Origin of the sequence: Mucilaginibacter sp. KACC 22063 (assembly GCF_028736115.1) — a bacterium.
Classification (GTDB): domain Bacteria; phylum Bacteroidota; class Bacteroidia; order Sphingobacteriales; family Sphingobacteriaceae; genus Mucilaginibacter.
Genome location: NZ_CP117877.1, coordinates 1965072 through 1981216 on the forward strand (window position 1 = coordinate 1965072; position 16145 = coordinate 1981216).

Annotated in this window: 16 protein-coding genes; 7 read left to right on the forward strand and 9 right to left on the reverse strand. The window is 38.4% G+C overall.

Annotation, left to right across the window (positions count from 1 at the left end; all coding sequences use genetic code 11):
* The 6 genes from PQ461_RS08720 (at position 1) to PQ461_RS08745 (ending at position 6762) form a co-directional block, all read left to right on the forward strand.
* Positions 1 to 978 (forward strand): SGNH/GDSL hydrolase family protein, encoded by a 978-nt coding sequence (locus PQ461_RS08720; protein ID WP_274303358.1) that lies wholly within the window; start codon positions 1 to 3, stop codon positions 976 to 978.
* A 1-nt stretch (position 979) separates the two neighbouring features.
* Entirely contained in the window at positions 980 to 2152 is a 1173-nt protein-coding gene (locus PQ461_RS08725; protein ID WP_274303360.1) for a glycosyltransferase family 4 protein, read from the forward strand.
* Between the two features lie 110 nt (positions 2153 to 2262).
* Positions 2263 to 3258 (forward strand): glycosyltransferase family 4 protein, encoded by a 996-nt coding sequence (locus PQ461_RS08730; protein ID WP_274303363.1) that lies wholly within the window; start codon positions 2263 to 2265, stop codon positions 3256 to 3258.
* A gap of 48 nt (positions 3259 to 3306) precedes the next feature.
* Positions 3307 to 4332: a glycosyltransferase family 4 protein gene (locus tag PQ461_RS08735; protein WP_274303365.1), complete on the forward strand. Its 1026-nt coding sequence runs from the start codon at positions 3307 to 3309 to the stop codon at positions 4330 to 4332.
* The gene (locus PQ461_RS08740; protein WP_274303367.1) at positions 4319 to 5383 is read left to right on the forward strand and encodes a glycosyltransferase; all 1065 of its coding nucleotides are present in this window, start codon (positions 4319 to 4321) and stop codon (positions 5381 to 5383) included. The genes PQ461_RS08735 and PQ461_RS08740 overlap by 14 nt, the downstream gene beginning before the upstream one ends.
* Before the next feature lie 137 nt (positions 5384 to 5520).
* Entirely contained in the window at positions 5521 to 6762 is a 1242-nt protein-coding gene (locus PQ461_RS08745; protein ID WP_274303369.1) for a glycosyltransferase family 4 protein, read from the forward strand.
* Between the two features lie 16 nt (positions 6763 to 6778).
* Here the strand turns inward: PQ461_RS08745 and PQ461_RS08750 are convergent, their stop codons facing one another.
* The 6 genes from PQ461_RS08750 to PQ461_RS08775 form a co-directional block, all read right to left on the reverse strand.
* Entirely contained in the window at positions 6779 to 8479 is a 1701-nt protein-coding gene (locus PQ461_RS08750) for an ATP-binding response regulator (protein WP_274303371.1), read from the reverse strand.
* A gap of 231 nt (positions 8480 to 8710) precedes the next feature.
* Positions 8711 to 9691, reverse strand: a complete 981-nt coding sequence (locus PQ461_RS08755) for a YihY/virulence factor BrkB family protein (RefSeq protein WP_274303372.1) — start codon at positions 9689 to 9691, stop codon at positions 8711 to 8713.
* 11 nt (positions 9692 to 9702) lie between these two features.
* The gene (locus PQ461_RS08760) at positions 9703 to 10110 is read right to left on the reverse strand and encodes an acyl-CoA thioesterase (protein WP_274303374.1); all 408 of its coding nucleotides are present in this window, start codon (positions 10108 to 10110) and stop codon (positions 9703 to 9705) included.
* Positions 10110 to 11162 (reverse strand): endolytic transglycosylase MltG, encoded by a 1053-nt coding sequence (gene mltG, locus PQ461_RS08765; RefSeq protein ID WP_274303376.1) that lies wholly within the window; start codon positions 11160 to 11162, stop codon positions 10110 to 10112. Before mltG ends, PQ461_RS08760 begins: the two co-directional genes overlap by 1 nt.
* Entirely contained in the window at positions 11155 to 11490 is a 336-nt protein-coding gene (locus PQ461_RS08770) for a rhodanese-like domain-containing protein (RefSeq protein WP_274303377.1), read from the reverse strand. Before PQ461_RS08770 ends, mltG begins: the two co-directional genes overlap by 8 nt.
* Positions 11468 to 12262, reverse strand: coding sequence for a PASTA domain-containing protein (locus tag PQ461_RS08775; protein WP_274303378.1), 795 nt, complete (start codon positions 12260 to 12262; stop codon positions 11468 to 11470). The genes PQ461_RS08770 and PQ461_RS08775 overlap by 23 nt, the downstream gene beginning before the upstream one ends.
* Before the next feature lie 161 nt (positions 12263 to 12423).
* On the opposite strand from PQ461_RS08775, the gene PQ461_RS08780 reads away from it, so the two are divergent.
* A complete protein-coding gene (locus PQ461_RS08780) occupies positions 12424 to 13416 on the forward strand; it encodes a D-alanine--D-alanine ligase (protein WP_274303379.1) in 993 nt (330 codons plus the stop codon).
* Here PQ461_RS08780 and PQ461_RS08785 read toward each other — a convergent pair.
* From PQ461_RS08785 to PQ461_RS08795, 3 genes are all read right to left on the reverse strand, one after another.
* Positions 13413 to 13838, reverse strand: coding sequence for an acyl-CoA thioesterase (locus tag PQ461_RS08785; RefSeq protein WP_274303380.1), 426 nt, complete (start codon positions 13836 to 13838; stop codon positions 13413 to 13415). The genes PQ461_RS08780 and PQ461_RS08785 overlap by 4 nt on opposite strands.
* 78 nt (positions 13839 to 13916) lie before the next feature.
* The gene (locus PQ461_RS08790) at positions 13917 to 15404 is read right to left on the reverse strand and encodes a serine hydrolase domain-containing protein (protein WP_274303381.1); all 1488 of its coding nucleotides are present in this window, start codon (positions 15402 to 15404) and stop codon (positions 13917 to 13919) included.
* A gap of 178 nt (positions 15405 to 15582) precedes the next feature.
* Entirely contained in the window at positions 15583 to 16134 is a 552-nt protein-coding gene (locus tag PQ461_RS08795) for a NifU family protein (protein ID WP_274303383.1), read from the reverse strand.
* Positions 16135 to 16145 lie beyond the last annotated feature (11 nt).

Below are 16145 nucleotides of genomic sequence, written 5' to 3' on the forward strand. Positions count from 1 at the left end.
ATGGCTGTCAACTCCGATATTAAAAAGTTCCTCATCAGGGCATCGCTGTTATTGTTAATTGTGTTTGTTATTGATAGGGCAACAGGTGCGCTATTTGCACATCTTAATAAAAGACAAATAGCCGGAAAGTATTCGCCTTCTAACAAAGCGTTTAATGGCGTTTCTGAGAATGTAGTGATTTTCGGGCCGTCAACAGCCAGGAACCATTACGATGTTCCTTTGCTATCACAAGAACTTAACACATCCGTAAGAAGCGTGGCCGAACCAGCTATGTGCCCTGTTTTTCATGATGTACAATTGCATTTCATCGTCAGGCATCATCTGCCAAAACTGGTAATCATGGATGTAAGAAGCCAGGAATTGATAGGGCAGGGTTTTGAAAGGCCGGCAATGGTATCTCTTCTTCTGCCTTATTACAATGCTGGTGCAAAAGATGCTTTTAAAGTGCTTAACCAGTCCGAAGATTTCCGGTCGGCAGTTTTAAAAGCACAGCTTTCACATATCTATAGATATAATTCCCAGTTACTGTATTTGTTGCAAAGCAATTACAAGCCATCTGCAAATGATAAGCAGGTTTTAATTAACAAAGGTTTTGAGCCTTTGACAGTTACTCCGGATGCAAAGTTGCAAAAGTTAGCTTACAGAGACTACGGTTTTGACACTGCTAAACCAGATAGCGAGGTTTATAATGCGATCAACGATTTTATATCTACAGCTACAAAGAACAAAATCAAGGTAATGTTGGTTGTACCACCTAAGTTTTATCGCACCAACGACCAGATAATTTTAAGTAGCTTTAAAAAAAATATCCGGGAGAAATACGGCGATATACTCTACGATTTTTCAACAGATACAACATTTACACAACACCCTGAATACTTTGCCAACCGTTTACATTTAAACGCAGACGGTGCAAAGATTTTTACAGCTAAAATTGCAAGTATTGCAAAGCCAATTTTAGCAAGCACTAAACAATAGCATGGACGATTTGGGAAACAGAAGGCTTATATACATATTAAACCATTACTCTAAAAACAGCGTACAGCATTTTTTTCATGTTGTAAACTTATTATATGAAATTGCTGATCACGGAGTCGAAATAGCCTTAGTCATTGAGAAATGCGATGGGCAGCCTGATATCAATCATCCCAATGTACTTGTAATACCCCAACAGGCAAAGGGCGCATTAAAAAGAAGAACAGAACTTTATAGCATTTTAACAAAGCTTTGTAAACAGGGATATCACAAGTGTTTTATCAGAATATCTACAACTGCGGCTTTAACAGCCATTGCTGTATCTCTAAAGCAACGTTTAGAAGTTTATTACTGGCATAGCGGAACCGTTAAAGAGTTTAATGACGAACAACCATTCGGACTTAAAAAAATTAAAAACTACTTTAAGAGCACACTACCTTTTTCAATGGTTAAAAAATATACAACCTGGTTTGTAACAGGGCCAGAGAGTATGAAAGCCTATTATGAGAAAGTTCATCATATAGACGGCAACAAAATAAAGGTGCTTTACAATGATATAGATATCAACAGATTTAACACAGCTACTGATGAAGAAAAGATTAACCTTAAAAAGGAGCTTGATATACCTTTAGATCGGAAAATCATATTGTTTGTTCATCGTTTGTCGCCGGTACGTAAGAGCTTGTTTTATATGCCATATGTGCTCGAGAAGTTTTATGAGCAGCAAGAAAACCACGTTTATCAATCCATATTGATAGGGGAAGGTAACGAAAAGCCTGAGCTTGAAAGAATGGTTGTAAAGGCTGGTTTACAGGATAAGGTGTTTATCTTAGGTGGAAAGCCTAACAACATTATTCAAAAATACTATCAGGTAGCAGATATTTTTATCAATCCCACCTATGCTGAGGGATTTCCCAGGGTACTAATTGAAGCTATGGCCACAGGGCTGCCGGTTGTTACCACCGATGCAGGTGGAATAGCTGATATTTTAGGGCAGCAGCAACAAGCCTTTATGGTTAATAAAGATAACCGGGATGATTTTGCCATAAAACTTTCTTCATTGGCTGCAGATGAGGAAATGAGATTGCGGTTAAAAAATGAAAACCTGGAAACAGTAAAGCGGTTTTCAACCCCTGTAGTTGCCCAAATGTATATTGACGTTATATTTAATAAGTAGTGGCCGTTCTTCTTCACATAAGTGCAAATAAATATCCGGCTTTAAGCCAGAGTCATTTCACGAAAAAAATATGGTTAGAGTTGGCCAAGGGGTTCGACGAGTATCATATCATGGCCCGGTCAACCGATAACCGTTTCCATACTTACACTGAAGGGAATATCACCTTGCACCTGATCCCTAAGATTATGGACAGGAGCGCGATCTTTTTCTTTTCGTCACTGTATATGTTTCTTTTAATAAGGAAGCTTAAGGTTACCCATTTACTCGCTCAATCATCTGTTCTTGGTGGTTATACGGCTGCATGGGCAAGCAGAATTTATAAATTACCGCTCATGACTGAAATACATGGTGAAGAGTATTTTAGGTATCTGAAACGCAACAGTTTTAAAAATAAAGCACTTGCAAAGATTGTTGATTTTAGCTTCAGAAATTCTGTGGTGGTAAGATCTTTGAATGGCTACATGACAAAGCGTTTGCATGATGCGGGTTACCATAACATTGAAGAAATACCAAACAGGGTTGACCTGTCTATATTTAACCGACGGAAATCTGAGTTTAGTTCTTCAAAGCCTGTAAAGCTGGTTTCTGTAGGTCGTTTTGTTAAAGAGAAGAATTATCTTCAGCTGATAGAGAACCTGCACAAAAGCAACCTTGATTTTCAACTTACATTAATTGGCGGCGGCCCTTTAAAAAGTAGTTATGAAGATTATATCAATAAGTTTGATTTATCAGCACGTGTCAGATTAATTGAATGGATGCCTCAGTCAGACTTAATAGATCTTATTGTTAATGCTGATATATACATACAATACTCGGTAAGTGAAGGTATGCCCCGAACCATTATTGAGGCAATGGCTTTAAATGTGCCGGTAATAAGTACTAATGTTGGTTCCATCAGTGGTGTTGTAAAAAACGAACGTAATGGTTTGCTATTACCTGATTTTAGTGTTGAAAGCCTTAAAACTATTGTAAATAAACTAAGTGATGTAAGCATTGTAGAACAACTTTCTAACAACGCTTATCATGATGTATTGTCTAAATACGAATGGTCTAATGTTTTCGCCCGTTACCGGTCGGTGATACTTTCTATGAAATTAAATCGATAAATGCGTATTCTGAGATCATATTATCGCCTGCCACCAAATCCCGGGGGAATGGAAAAGCACATTTACCAGCTCTCCAAACACCAGCTTCATGAAAATGATGTTACGCTTTTATACAATTCGGGTAATAAAATCTCAGCACATGACATCCGTGTCTTACAGTCTGTAAATCTTTCATTAATAAGGCCACAATTTTTGGGCATTATCATATTTTATATTGCTGCAACTTTTAAGCTGTTATTTAGAAGACAAAAATACGATGTACTGCATATCCACGGTGACTGGAGTTCATTAGTATTTGCCAGAATGCTGAAATCAATTACCTGCGCAAAAGCTATTGTTTTTTCTTATCACGGGCAGGTGACAACTGGTTTTGCTCATACAAGGCTGTTGCCCTTTTTTCTTAGAAAAGTTGATCTGATTTTTACAACAGGGTATGAGTCGGCAGAAAGGATCGAAAATCTAACGAAAAGAAAGGTAATTGTACAGCCAAGCGGCATCAATGATCTGTATTTCGATCCTCGGGATGTAACGGTAAATGAAAAATTTACAGTAATTACGGTGGCTTACCTACGCAAGCAGAAAAATATACCTTTAATATTAGACATTGCAGCGAATCTTCCCGGTGTCGACTTCAATATAGCAGGAGAAGGCGAGGAGCAGCAACATATTTTGAATTTGATAGAGAACAATAAGCTTAGTAATGTGAAATTACTGGGTGCTAAATCACCGCAAGAGCTTACAAAGATATATCGTGAAAGTCATTGTTTTTTACTGACCTCTTTAGCCGAGGGTACGCCAACATCAGTTTTAGAAGCAATGGCTTGTAGCTTGCCAATAGTAGCATCTAATGCAGGAGGATTGAAAAGAGTTATAAGCAACAATATTAACGGATATGTAATTGATTCTTTTGACAAAGAACTATACATGGATGCTATAAGTAAGTTTAAATCAGACGAAACTTTCAGATTGGAAGTAAGTAAGAACAATACGATACTCGCACAAAATTACAAATGGCAACAAGTAGCCAGCAACATTACCAGGAAAACAGCTGAATTATTAAATGACAAAGCCTAAAGTATTACACATCAGCACAGGGCTTGACAGAGGGGGCGCTGAAAAAGTTATTTTAGATCTGAGTACCTATCTAATGCAGAACGATTTTGAAGTGCATGTTATAGGTCTTACCGATAAAGATAAATTTAAAGATGCGTTTGAACAGCAAGGTATTACCATAAATACCTTGAACATAACTAAGTCGCCTTTATCGCTAATTGAAGGTCTTTCAACTGCCCGTAAGTTTATTAAAAAGCATGATATTAAGCTGATACATGCGCATATGACGCATGCGCTGATTTTTGCGTCATTGCTAAAGCTTTTGCTGCCTTCCATAAACATTGTTTTCACTCCACATAGTTTCAATATAGGTTCAAGCCTGAGATTTGCTATTGTAAGGTTCTTAAAGCCCTTACGTAAAGCTGATATTCTGTTTTCAGCTAAAATGAAACGTTCTTGCTACAAAAAGCAATCTTATATAATACCTAATGGTATTGATACAGCAAAGTATGATGTATCATATCCAAAAAATCAACGTTTTACATTTGTTACCATAGGCCGTTTAGAGCGGGTAAAAAACCATTCGGCTTTAATTGAATGTGCCGCTATGCTTAAAGGTCAATTTGACTTTGAAATACAATTAGTTGGTGACGGTATTTTAAGAGAAGATTTGCAAAAAGCAGCACTTGATAAAGGAGTAGCGGATATTTTGAAATTTTGTGGCTATCAATCAAATGTAGCCGAAATATGTTCACGGGCCCATGTGTTTTTATTGCCATCATTATGGGAGGGGTTTCCTATATCCTTACTTGAGGCGGGAGCATCGGGTATCCCGGTATTAAGCACCCCGGTCGGAAGTATTCCTGAAGTGATCGGGAAAGAATACGGCTATCTTGCTGAGATTATTGATTTTCCTGTAGTAATGCATGAGATGTATAAAAATTACCAGGAAGCACTATCAAAAGCCGAATTATTTAGATCGGTAGTACAGCAAAAATATGATCTGAAAATTATTGGAAAGAGGCATACAAATATCTATTTACAACTAATACAGGGTCATGCATTGTTGTAACATAGTTAATACACAGTTAAACATATGTTAAATATGATAGTCCAATTGTGGTGTTTTACTATATTGCACAATTATTTTAATAACAATATTTAATAATTGTTGTTATAGATAAGCAATTTTAGCTCATACTAATCCAGGTGTTACAAAAAAAATTAAAAGTTTTTATAGTGGTCAATGTAGACTGGTTCTTCCTCTCTCATAGGCTTCCTATTGCTTTAGGGGCTAAAGAACAAGGTCATGATGTAACTATAATTGCTTTGGATACAGGGAAAGGCGAGGAGATTAAAAAGCATGGTTTAGGATTTATTAATGCACCGATATCCCGTTCGGGAACAAATGCAAAAGGCGAAGCTAAACTTTTATTCTTTTTATTTAAATTATACAGCCGTCACAAACCGGATATTATACACCACATTACTTTAAAACCGATAATATATGGCAGTTTAGCAGCCCGTATTGCCGGAATCAAAAATGTTGTTAACGCAGTCAGTGGATTAGGGTATACCTTTACCAATGACAGAAAGGGAATAGTAAAGCCTATACTTGACCTAATGTTGAAAGTAAGTTTGAAAAATAAAAACTTACATTTTATTTTTCAAAACAATGATGATCTCAATGTTTTTAAATCAAAAAATATTTTAAAAGATCCAGGCCATATTCATATTATAAAAGGCTCTGGTGTTGACCTTAAGCAATTCAACTACTCGCCTGAAAGTACTAATTCGCCAATCATTGTTTTGTTTCTGGCCCGTATGCTGTATGATAAGGGCTTAGTGGAATTTATTGAAGCAGCTAAACTTTTGAAAGATAAATACGCTGTTTACACAAGGTTTATTTTAGCAGGAGAAATAGATCATGACAATCCGGCGGGTATAAGTGAAGCGGCGTTAATGGATATGCTCGATCATGATTATATACACTGGGTTGGTTTTACTAATGATGTGAAGAGTTTAATTAAAGCCAGTAATATAGTTGTTCTGCCTTCATACCGGGAAGGATTACCTAAATCGTTAATCGAAGCCTGTGCTATTGGAAGGCCAATAGTAACAACAGATGCTCCCGGTTGCCGTGAATGTGTAATTGATAAATATAACGGCTACTTAGTACCAGTGAAAGATTCTGTAGTATTAGCTGAAAAGATTGAGATGCTGATCAGATCTAAAGATTTGCGTTTAATGATGGGGAAAAACTCCCGATCGTATGCCGAAGAAAATTTTTCTATTCATAAAGTGGTAAATGATACCATAAACATTTATCATGAAATGGCAGGCCTGCAAAAAGTTAAACCGCCTGTAGAAAGTGCTGCTGATATTGATGGAGCTATTAAAAAGCCATTAATTATTAAACAAGACACCAACGTATCATTAAAGCGTCAATAATATCAATTCTCTGCCATTACCTTCTAACTTGTTCTAACTTTTCTTTTAAGTGCTCTGGCCTGAAAGGTTTCAGTATGCAATCGTCAATATATTTGAAGGTGCTTATTTGTTCTAAGGCGGCTTCAAGCGAAGCGGTTACTGCAATAATTGGTATCCCGGATTTTCTTTTATCATCAATATCCCTGATTCGTCTTGCGGCTTCAAAGCCATCCATTACGGGCATGTTTATATCCATCAGCACTACATCATAGTCATTATTTATGACAGCATGTAAAGCTTCCTGACCATTAACGGCAACATCTGGCGTTATTTCCCAATTTTTCAATATTTTTTTCATCACCAGCACATTTATCCTTTCATCTTCGGCAATTAACACCCTCAGATCTTTTAAAAGCGATGACCTTGTAATCGTTACAATTTCTTTTCGGGCAGCATCATGGGCAATAGCATAGGTTATGGTAAAAGTAAAAACAGTACCTACGCCTTCTATACTTGTAAATGCCAGGTCGCCATTATGCAGATCTATTAAACGCTTAGCAATGGTAAGACCCAAACCAGTACCATGGTGCTGCCTGCTGCTGCGATGCTGTGTTTGTATAAAAGGTTCAAATACCCTGTTGTGCCTGTCTGCAGGAATGCCTATGCCTGTATCTTCGACACTGAATTTTACGGTTACATGGTTGTCGGTTAAATTTGTAACCAAGGCATCCATAATTACAAAGCCTTTTGATGTATATTTAAGTGCGTTACCTACCAGGTTAAACAAAATCTGAGTTAAGCGGGCCTGATCACCTTTTACATGCAGTGCTTTCAACTCATTGTCTGGGTTGCAATTAAATTCTATCCCTTTTTCACGTGCTACAGTTTTAAATGTACCGTATACATTAAGCATCAGGTCGGTAATTGAAAAAGTATCTTCAGAAAGTATAATGGTACTACTATCAATCTTATTAAAATCCAGGATGTCGTTTATAGTTGCCATCAGGTTTTCTGCAGAAAAATAGAGGATATTAAGATTTTCTATCTGCTCTGGCTTGGGGTCTTCCACCATTAAAATATTGGTCATGCCGATAACTGCGTTCAATGGCGTTCGCAATTCATGCGACATAGTTGATAAAAAGTTAGTTTTAGCCGAAGCCAGCTCTTCGGCTGCTATTACCGCTTTTTGAAGATGTTCCTTAAGTCGTTTTTCTTTTAAATTACTGATCTTATAAGCTTTCAGAAACCTATAATGGATATACATCAGTAACAAAAAATTAAATGTTACCGCTATTACATAGCTTAAATTATTGACATTAACAGTCTGTACTTCAATAGAATTAGGAAAATATCGGTCTGCAATAATTAACAATAGCGTAGGTACAATATTGATGCTCGAATAAATGGTGCCCCATTTATCGCCCAACGTATAGTAACTTATGGTTAACACCAGCAAATTTTGCTGTATGGTAGAAATATTTACAGACTGCCTGAACAGCACAGTGCCGGTCCATATCAGCGCTGTTAGTGTAAGCATTAAAAAATGCCCGGCGTAGGTCCAGGGTGTTTTATAAAGCAGTAACAGGAATGCAGTGATATATAAAGTAAGAAAGATCAACAGCCTTATAAAGAGGAACTGATCTATATTAAAAAGATAAATTATAGCTAAAAACAGGCACAAGCCGATAAGTGATAAAAGTGATACAGCCAGTATCTGGATTTTGGTTTGGTTAATCATTTCAGTCTCTTTTTTAAGGACTGACTGATAAATGTTAATAAGGTTGTTTAGGAGGAGCATTTTACGAAATAATCTTGCATTAATTCTTTTAAAAATAGCTTTATAAACCCAATTGATTAAACAAAATAAGAATATTTTACTAACTAATAATTTATTTATCTATTATATAGGTAATATACTACTAAAAAAGAAAATATTTTGCCTTAAACTGAATGTTTATCAGAGATATGATTACTTACCAAAGTTTTTTGCAGTGCTTTTAAAAGTATTGAAACGAGGTTTGCTGATTTTAACGTTTCGTTTAGAAAGTTCTATACTTGCGTTAAGTTCAAAGCCGATAAGTATAATAAGAGAGTTAAGGTATAGCCAGATCATTACGACGATAAGTGTACCAATTGAACCGTATAATTTATTATAAGCCCCGAAGTGATTAATGTAAAAACTGAACCCCAAAGACGTTAGTACCGCAAGGGTAGTAGCCAATATAGCACCGGGACTTATTAGTTTCCATCTCCTTTGCTTGTGGGCCGGGCCATAACGATATAGTATTGCCATCGTCATGAAAAATATGATAATAACAACCAGCCAGCGGCCAAGCGATAGGAGGTAAGACCAAAATATACCATGGCTGCCTACTTTGGCCTGTATTATGTTAATAAATGCCTGCCCCGCTATTAGTATTACTATTGCTAAAAAAAGCGCAAAGCTAATTACTACGGTTAGTATCAGTGCCACCCAGCGTCTTTTTAACCAGCTACGGGTTTCTGCAGTTAAATTCGACTTGTTAAAGGCTTGCATTAATTTATAAACACCATTGGTAGCGAAAATGGTGGCCGATAAAAAGCCTACAGACAATAAGCCGCTATTCTGATTCTTTATGATATCCCTGATAGTAGATTCGAGTGCTGAGAATGCATTGTTGGGCAATACAACAGACAATAATTCAATCAGCTTGTCCTGAAAATGATTGATCGGGATATAGGGTATGAGCGTAAACAAGAAAATGGTAGCCGGAAATAGCGCCAGCATAAAATTATAAGCCAGTGAAGTTGCTTTATTGACAAGTGATTCCTGTTGCAGTTCCTTAAAAAAGAATACGGCTACCGTATGCAGCGGTAATGGTCTGAAACCGGGTAGTATAACGATCTTCGTCCAGTCGATAAAGTACTGGTAGAATCTAAAACGACATAAAAACCGGTGAAGCCACTTCATTCAATACTAAATTACTGAAAATAGGGTTTCAATGCTTCCTGGAAATCCTCGGCAGGCAGGCAAGGGCGCCCTGTAGACATGTTAACAAAAACCAGTAATGTTTCGCCAATGTTGATCAATACTTCAGCCTCATTATAAAGCTCATAACGGAAATGAATTTTAACGCCCGGCATTTTATCCATAATCACTTTGATGCTGATCTCTTCGTCATACAGGGCTGGTTTAAGGTACTTTATCTTCATTTCCAGCACAGGCATCATAATGCCCGCTTTCTCCATAGAACTATAGGTCATGCCAAGGCTACGAAGCATTTCTACACGGCCTACCTCATAAAATTCAGCATAGTTGCCGTAATACATATAGCCCATCTGGTCCGTTTCACCATAACGGACCCGCAGTTTAGTAGTATAAGTAAACATTACCTTTTAATGTTACGTTCGTTTAATGCCTGCTGAAAACGGCGTGCATTAGCCAGGTGATCGGCCATGTTGGTAGCGAAATTGTGGTTGCCCGAAAAATCTTCTTTTGCACACATATACAGGTAATTATGTGTTTCGTGATTTAATACCGCATTAACAGCATTTACAGATGGCATCATGATTGGCCCCGGAGGCAAACCGGTATGCACATAAGTATTATACGGTGAAGGATTAGTAAGGTATTTATTCAAAACTCGTTTAATCGTAAAATCGCCGGTAGCGAAAATCACAGTAGGGTCGGCTTCCAGTTTCATGCCTTTGTTAATGCGGTTAAGATATAAGCCGGCAATGCGTGGCATTTCAGCATCATGCAGTGCTTCGGCATCAACAATTGAAGCCAGTATAGATACCTGGATAGGCGTGAGGTTAATGGCAGCTGCTTTCTGCTTGCGCTCTGGTGTCCAGAATTTTTCATAGGCAGCGTTCATCTTTTTGAAGAATTTCTCTGCAGATATATTCCAATAAACCTGATAAGTGTTTGGCATAAACATCACATAAACATTATCTGTGTTAAAGCCATATTGCTGAATAAACTGGGTTGAATCAAGCAAATGGATAATCGCTGCCGAATCCGGTTCAATCTGTTTGCCCATAAAAGCCGCAAACTGTGTTTTTAAGCGCAGGTTGTGGAAGGAGATACTTACCGGGTCTTGCGTACCCGAGATCAGTTTATTTAGTAACCGGCGGTTGCTCATGCCCGGTGTAAGCTTGTAGCGGCCCGGCTTTACGCGGTTTACATAATTCATGTGATGTGCAGCCCACATAAAAGTGGTGGTGTCTTTAACAATGCCGTCTTTTCGTACACTGTCATAAACATCCTGAAAGGTTGCACCGGTGTGTATGTATAAATACTCGCGTTTATCGGTAACGTTAGGCCCGTAATAACGCAGGTAATAAAATAAGCCGGTTGCTGCAAGTGCTACAATAACAATTACAACAAGGGCGATAATAAACTTTTTAAATGTTCCTCCTGTAGATGTATTTTCAGCCATTGGATATGGAATGTTGTTTTTCTATTGCCAGTAAACCGCCTTTAAGGTTTCTGACGTTATGATAACCATTTTGTTCTAAAATTGATTTTGCTGTTTCGCTGCGAATGCCTTTACTGCATATAACTATGATCTCATCATTTTCAGCCCAGTCTATTTGCTGTATGCTGGTTGCTAACTGCGAAACAGGTATATTAATGCCGCCGATATTATGCGTGTGAAACTCTATCGGTTCGCGTACATCAAGCATATTTAAAGCCTCTTTGTTTTGCAAACGTGTTATTATTTCACCGGCGCTGATCTGTCCGTTATTGTTGTGGCTGCTGCTCATCTGTTTTCTTTCCTTGAGAAACAGTTAAATTAATGCGTGTACCAATACTTGTTTTAGACAGCGAATCGGTTTTAGCCGGGAATTGAGACACAACAACAAGATTGGTAGAATCGCTTATTGCACCTTGATAAGTAATAGTACCAATGGTTAAACCCGCACCTTTGATAGAGAATTTTGCTGCATCCAAATCAAGGTTTACCAAATCCGGAATATTAACTTCACTTGCACCTGCACCATCGCCAAGTACAAGGTCAATTTTCGATCCCTTAGGCAGCTTTGTTCCTGGTTTAATAACTTGTCCGCCAAATCTTATCTCTAATATACGGTCGCGGGCGATGTCTGACCGGTAAGTTGTATCGCCAATTTTCAAGCCGAAATTGGTTAAAGTAGCTATAGCTTCGCGGTAAGTACTTTGGCTGATATCAGGCAGGGCAATATTTGGTGCCAAACGGGTAACCACGGTTAAGTAAATGGTACGGCCCGATTTCACATTGGTACCTGCATCAGGGTCTTGCTCTATAACGGTTCCAGGCGCCTGATCAAGCACGTAAACAGAATCAACCTGGTATTTGAAACCCTGCTGCGATAGCATATCGCTTGCACGCTCAATGGACAAGCCTTTTAACTTAGGCACAGGTGCGCCTTCGCCATGCCTTGTATAATAGCCTAAAGAGAAATAAGCGATAAGCAGAATAAGTACAACACTGCCAATTGCTGCAAGAAAATTATTTCGGAAACTGTTGGTCTTTAAGTAAGCCCAGAATTTGCTCATTTTTATCTGATCACATTGATTTTAGCTATCAAACATAGCTTATTATTTCGTAAATGCGAATTACGATTTTCCATTTAATTATTATAAACCTGATTTGATGCGCTTTATTGTGTTGCTTAATTTATGTGACTTGATTGCTTAAAAAAGTATATTTGGACACTATGCCGACAAAAAATATTGCCTTAGTTGCTGGTGGTTATACCGGCGAATATGAAGTTTCTTTAAACAGCGCTGCAAATATTGCCCGCAGCCTTGACCCTGCAAAATATACTGTATATAAGATATTGGTTAACCGCGATAGTTGGTTTTATGAAGCAGATAACGGTAAAGTAGAAGTTGATAAAAACGATTTCAGTCTGACTGTTGATGGTAAAAGGATCACATTCGATGCTGCTTTTATTACCATACATGGCACGCCGGGAGAGGATGGTAAGTTGCAGGGTTACTTTGATATGCTGAACATCCCTTATAATACTTGTGATGCAGCAACATCTGCGCTTACTATGAACAAGGCCTATACCAAAACTATTGTTCATGGTATACATAACCTGCATGTGGCAAAATCAATGCAGCTGCACAGAAAAGACGGGCATGATGTTGCAACGATAGCGGCAGCGTTGAAGTTTCCATTATTTATTAAACCTAATAATGGCGGCAGTAGCGTAGGCATGAGTAAGGTGCATAACGTGGCCGAGTTGCCTGCTGCTTTAGAAAAAGCTTTTAAAGAAGATAGCCAGATACTGATAGAAGAATTTATTAAAGGGCGCGAGTTCAGTATTGGCATTGCCAGGCTCGATCATCAGTTAAAGGTACTCCCTGCTACCGAGATCATCAGCTCAAAGGAATTTTTTGATTACGAAGCTAAATATACGCCCGGAGTAACTAAAGAGGTAACACCTGCAGATCTTACAAGCGAGCAGAACGAGCGTATTGCAGCTATAGTAAGCGAAGTTTACCTGCGCCTTAACTGTAAAGGCATGGCTCGTGTTGATTTTATACTTGATGGAGACACAGATGATTTTTATTTCATCGAAATCAATACTACCCCCGGGCAATCTGCTAACAGCCTGATCCCGCAACAGGTAAGAGCTGCCGGAATGGATGTAGGTGAGTTTTACAGTAAGCTAATTGAAAGCGCTTCTACCAGTGCTTAAATCGCATTTTCATAATGCTCAACAATATCAGCGGGGATGCGTAAAGCGCGCCCCGTTTTTATATCTATCATGGTATAATCGAACCAGCCGTCGCAGCAAATCTTTTTGGTAGTTTTATTGGTAATGGTAAAATGTACGCGGCAACCCTTTTCGTCAATAGTTTTAATACCTGTACGTACCAGGAAATAATCGCCCAAAAGTAAGGCGCGTTTATAATTTAAATGAACGGCGCGCACTACCCAGCCAAAGCCCTGCTCCATAAACTTTTCCATAGGCATGCCGTAATGCACTTCCATTTGTTCATAGCGTGCAGCCATTACATAGTCCATGTATTTACTGCTGTGTACATGCTGAAACATGTCTATATCATCCGGCCTAACCCGGTGTTCTGTTTCAAAAGATGCGTATTGCTTTTCGCTCATTGATTTTTAAAGTCGGTAAAGTTATAAGAAAATTACCGGCATAAGGTTTCATGAGCTTTTGTTCTATTGGCTATATCGTTATTTATCAAGTGCTTTAATGCGCTCTGCTGCGTGCTTATTTTGCGGGTTTAATGCTAACGATTTCTTATAGTTTACCAATGCCTCTGTTGGGTTATCTGTCGTTTCCAGCGTTTCAGCAAGGCTGTCATAAGCATTATCGCTATTTGGATATAAAGCAACATTTAGCTTAAAAATTGATAATGCTGCACCTGGATTTTTCAGGGATAGAAGCTGGTATCCCCATGCATTAAGTTCATTCTCATTTAACTGATAAGCCGGATTTTTCTTTTTTAGCATAGTAGCTACGGGTATGGCTTTATCAAAGCCCTTCTTTAAAAGCTCGAAACGTAATATCTTGATGTTTTTTGGTAACCCAAAACCATTAGCCTGATGCATATCCGCAATGTAATAGCCTGCAATTTCGTCTATAAACTGATCGGGGTTGCCCTGCATTAAATTGGTTAATACAATAATGGAAAGATCATCTTTCAGATACACAAATAACGCTGATCTGCCGCCACCTACCGGGCCAACCGCCGGATGCTCTTCGCGTGTTACAGTTGGCCAGCCTAAAGCATAGCCGTTAGTTAACGAATTAAATCCTCCAATTTTGCCGTTGTTAAGTATGGCCGGTGTCCATAGCATATCAATACTTGATTTTTGCTTTAAAAGCTTTCCGCTTTTCAGAGCAATCACCCAGTTGGCCATATCTGTAGCTGTAGATTGTATGCCCGCTGCAGTTCTGAAGAATACCGGGAATTGCATATAGGCTATGCCGGGTGTGTTGTTTCTTACAAAACGGTCGCCAACTTGCCTGGTCATGGTATATGCACCTGCATACTTAGGTATAACATCGTACGAGTCGCCAAAGCGGGTCAGTTTCATACCGGCAACTTTAAACTGGCGCTCTTCAATAAAACGAGTGAAGTGCATGCCACTTAATTTGGTAATGATTTGACCTAAAAGCACATAACCTGTTTGATTGTAGCTAAACTTTTCGCCTGGTTTAAATTCAATGGGCAACTGCTTTACTTTTTCCATTGCTTCCTGCTCGTCGTTATGTCCCATTACCTGCTCTTCTGCATCTAATACATCGGGTAGGCCGGAGGTATGCGTTAATATCTGTTGCAGGGTGATATTTCTCCAGGCTTCTGGCAGGTTATCAATATAAAGTGAAACCGGATCGGTGATCTTCAGCTTTTGTTCTTCCGCCAATTGCATAATGGCAATACCAGTGAATGCTTTAGTGATGGAATTAATTGAGAAAATAGTTTGATCAGTAGCTTTTATGTTATTCTCAAGATTGGCAATGCCAAAGGTGGTGTCTTTTATAATTTTGCCGCTGCGAACGACTGCGACTTGCAAAGCAGGGATATGACGTTGCTGCATTTTTGCCTGTACAAACGCATCTATGCTATCGGATGTCGAAAGTTGTTGTGCATTAGTAGAAGTAAAAAAAAGAACAAGTAGTAAGGATAGTAGCATTGTAAAGTAATTAAGTTTCATGGTAACAAATATATTAAGTGAGTTAAGGTTCAAGTAATTCAAGCTGTTTTAAGACAACAAAAAATCTACTCAACTCTTTTGAAGTTGGAGTACAGGCTTAATTATTTGTTACTGTTAAAGTAAATTAAACACAAAAGGCGCCGTAAGGCGCCCTTTGCTCATTATTATATGCTAATAATTATAATGCTTCTGATACAACTTCTTGTACTTCAGGAACCATACGTTTTAACAGGTTTTCGATACCTGCTTTAAGTGTAATGGTTGATGATGGGCAACCACTGCATGAACCACGAAGCTCAACAGTAACCACACCTTCGTTAAATGATTTATAACTGATCGCGCCGCCATCTTGCTCTACGGCAGGGCGAACGTAATCATGCAGAATTTGCTGGATTTTCACTTCAGCTTCTGTGCCTTCAAAGTTAGGGCTGTCTTCTTGTGCTGCTTCCTGTATTTTAAGCTCAGATTCAACCGCCCCTTTTACAAACTCCTTAAGTATCGCTTCAATATCATTCCACTCGGTGCCTTCTGTTTTGGTAACAGTTACAAAGTTGCTGGCAAAGAAAACACCATTAACAAAAGAAAATTTGTAAAGCTCTTTTGCAAAAGGCGAATGTTCAGCACTTTCCTTTGTAGGGAAGTCCACGCTGCCATTGATCAGCAATTTGTTAACGATGAATTTCATCGTTGCTGGGTTCGGAGTGCTTTCGGTATATACGTTGATATTCATGTCTTTTATAT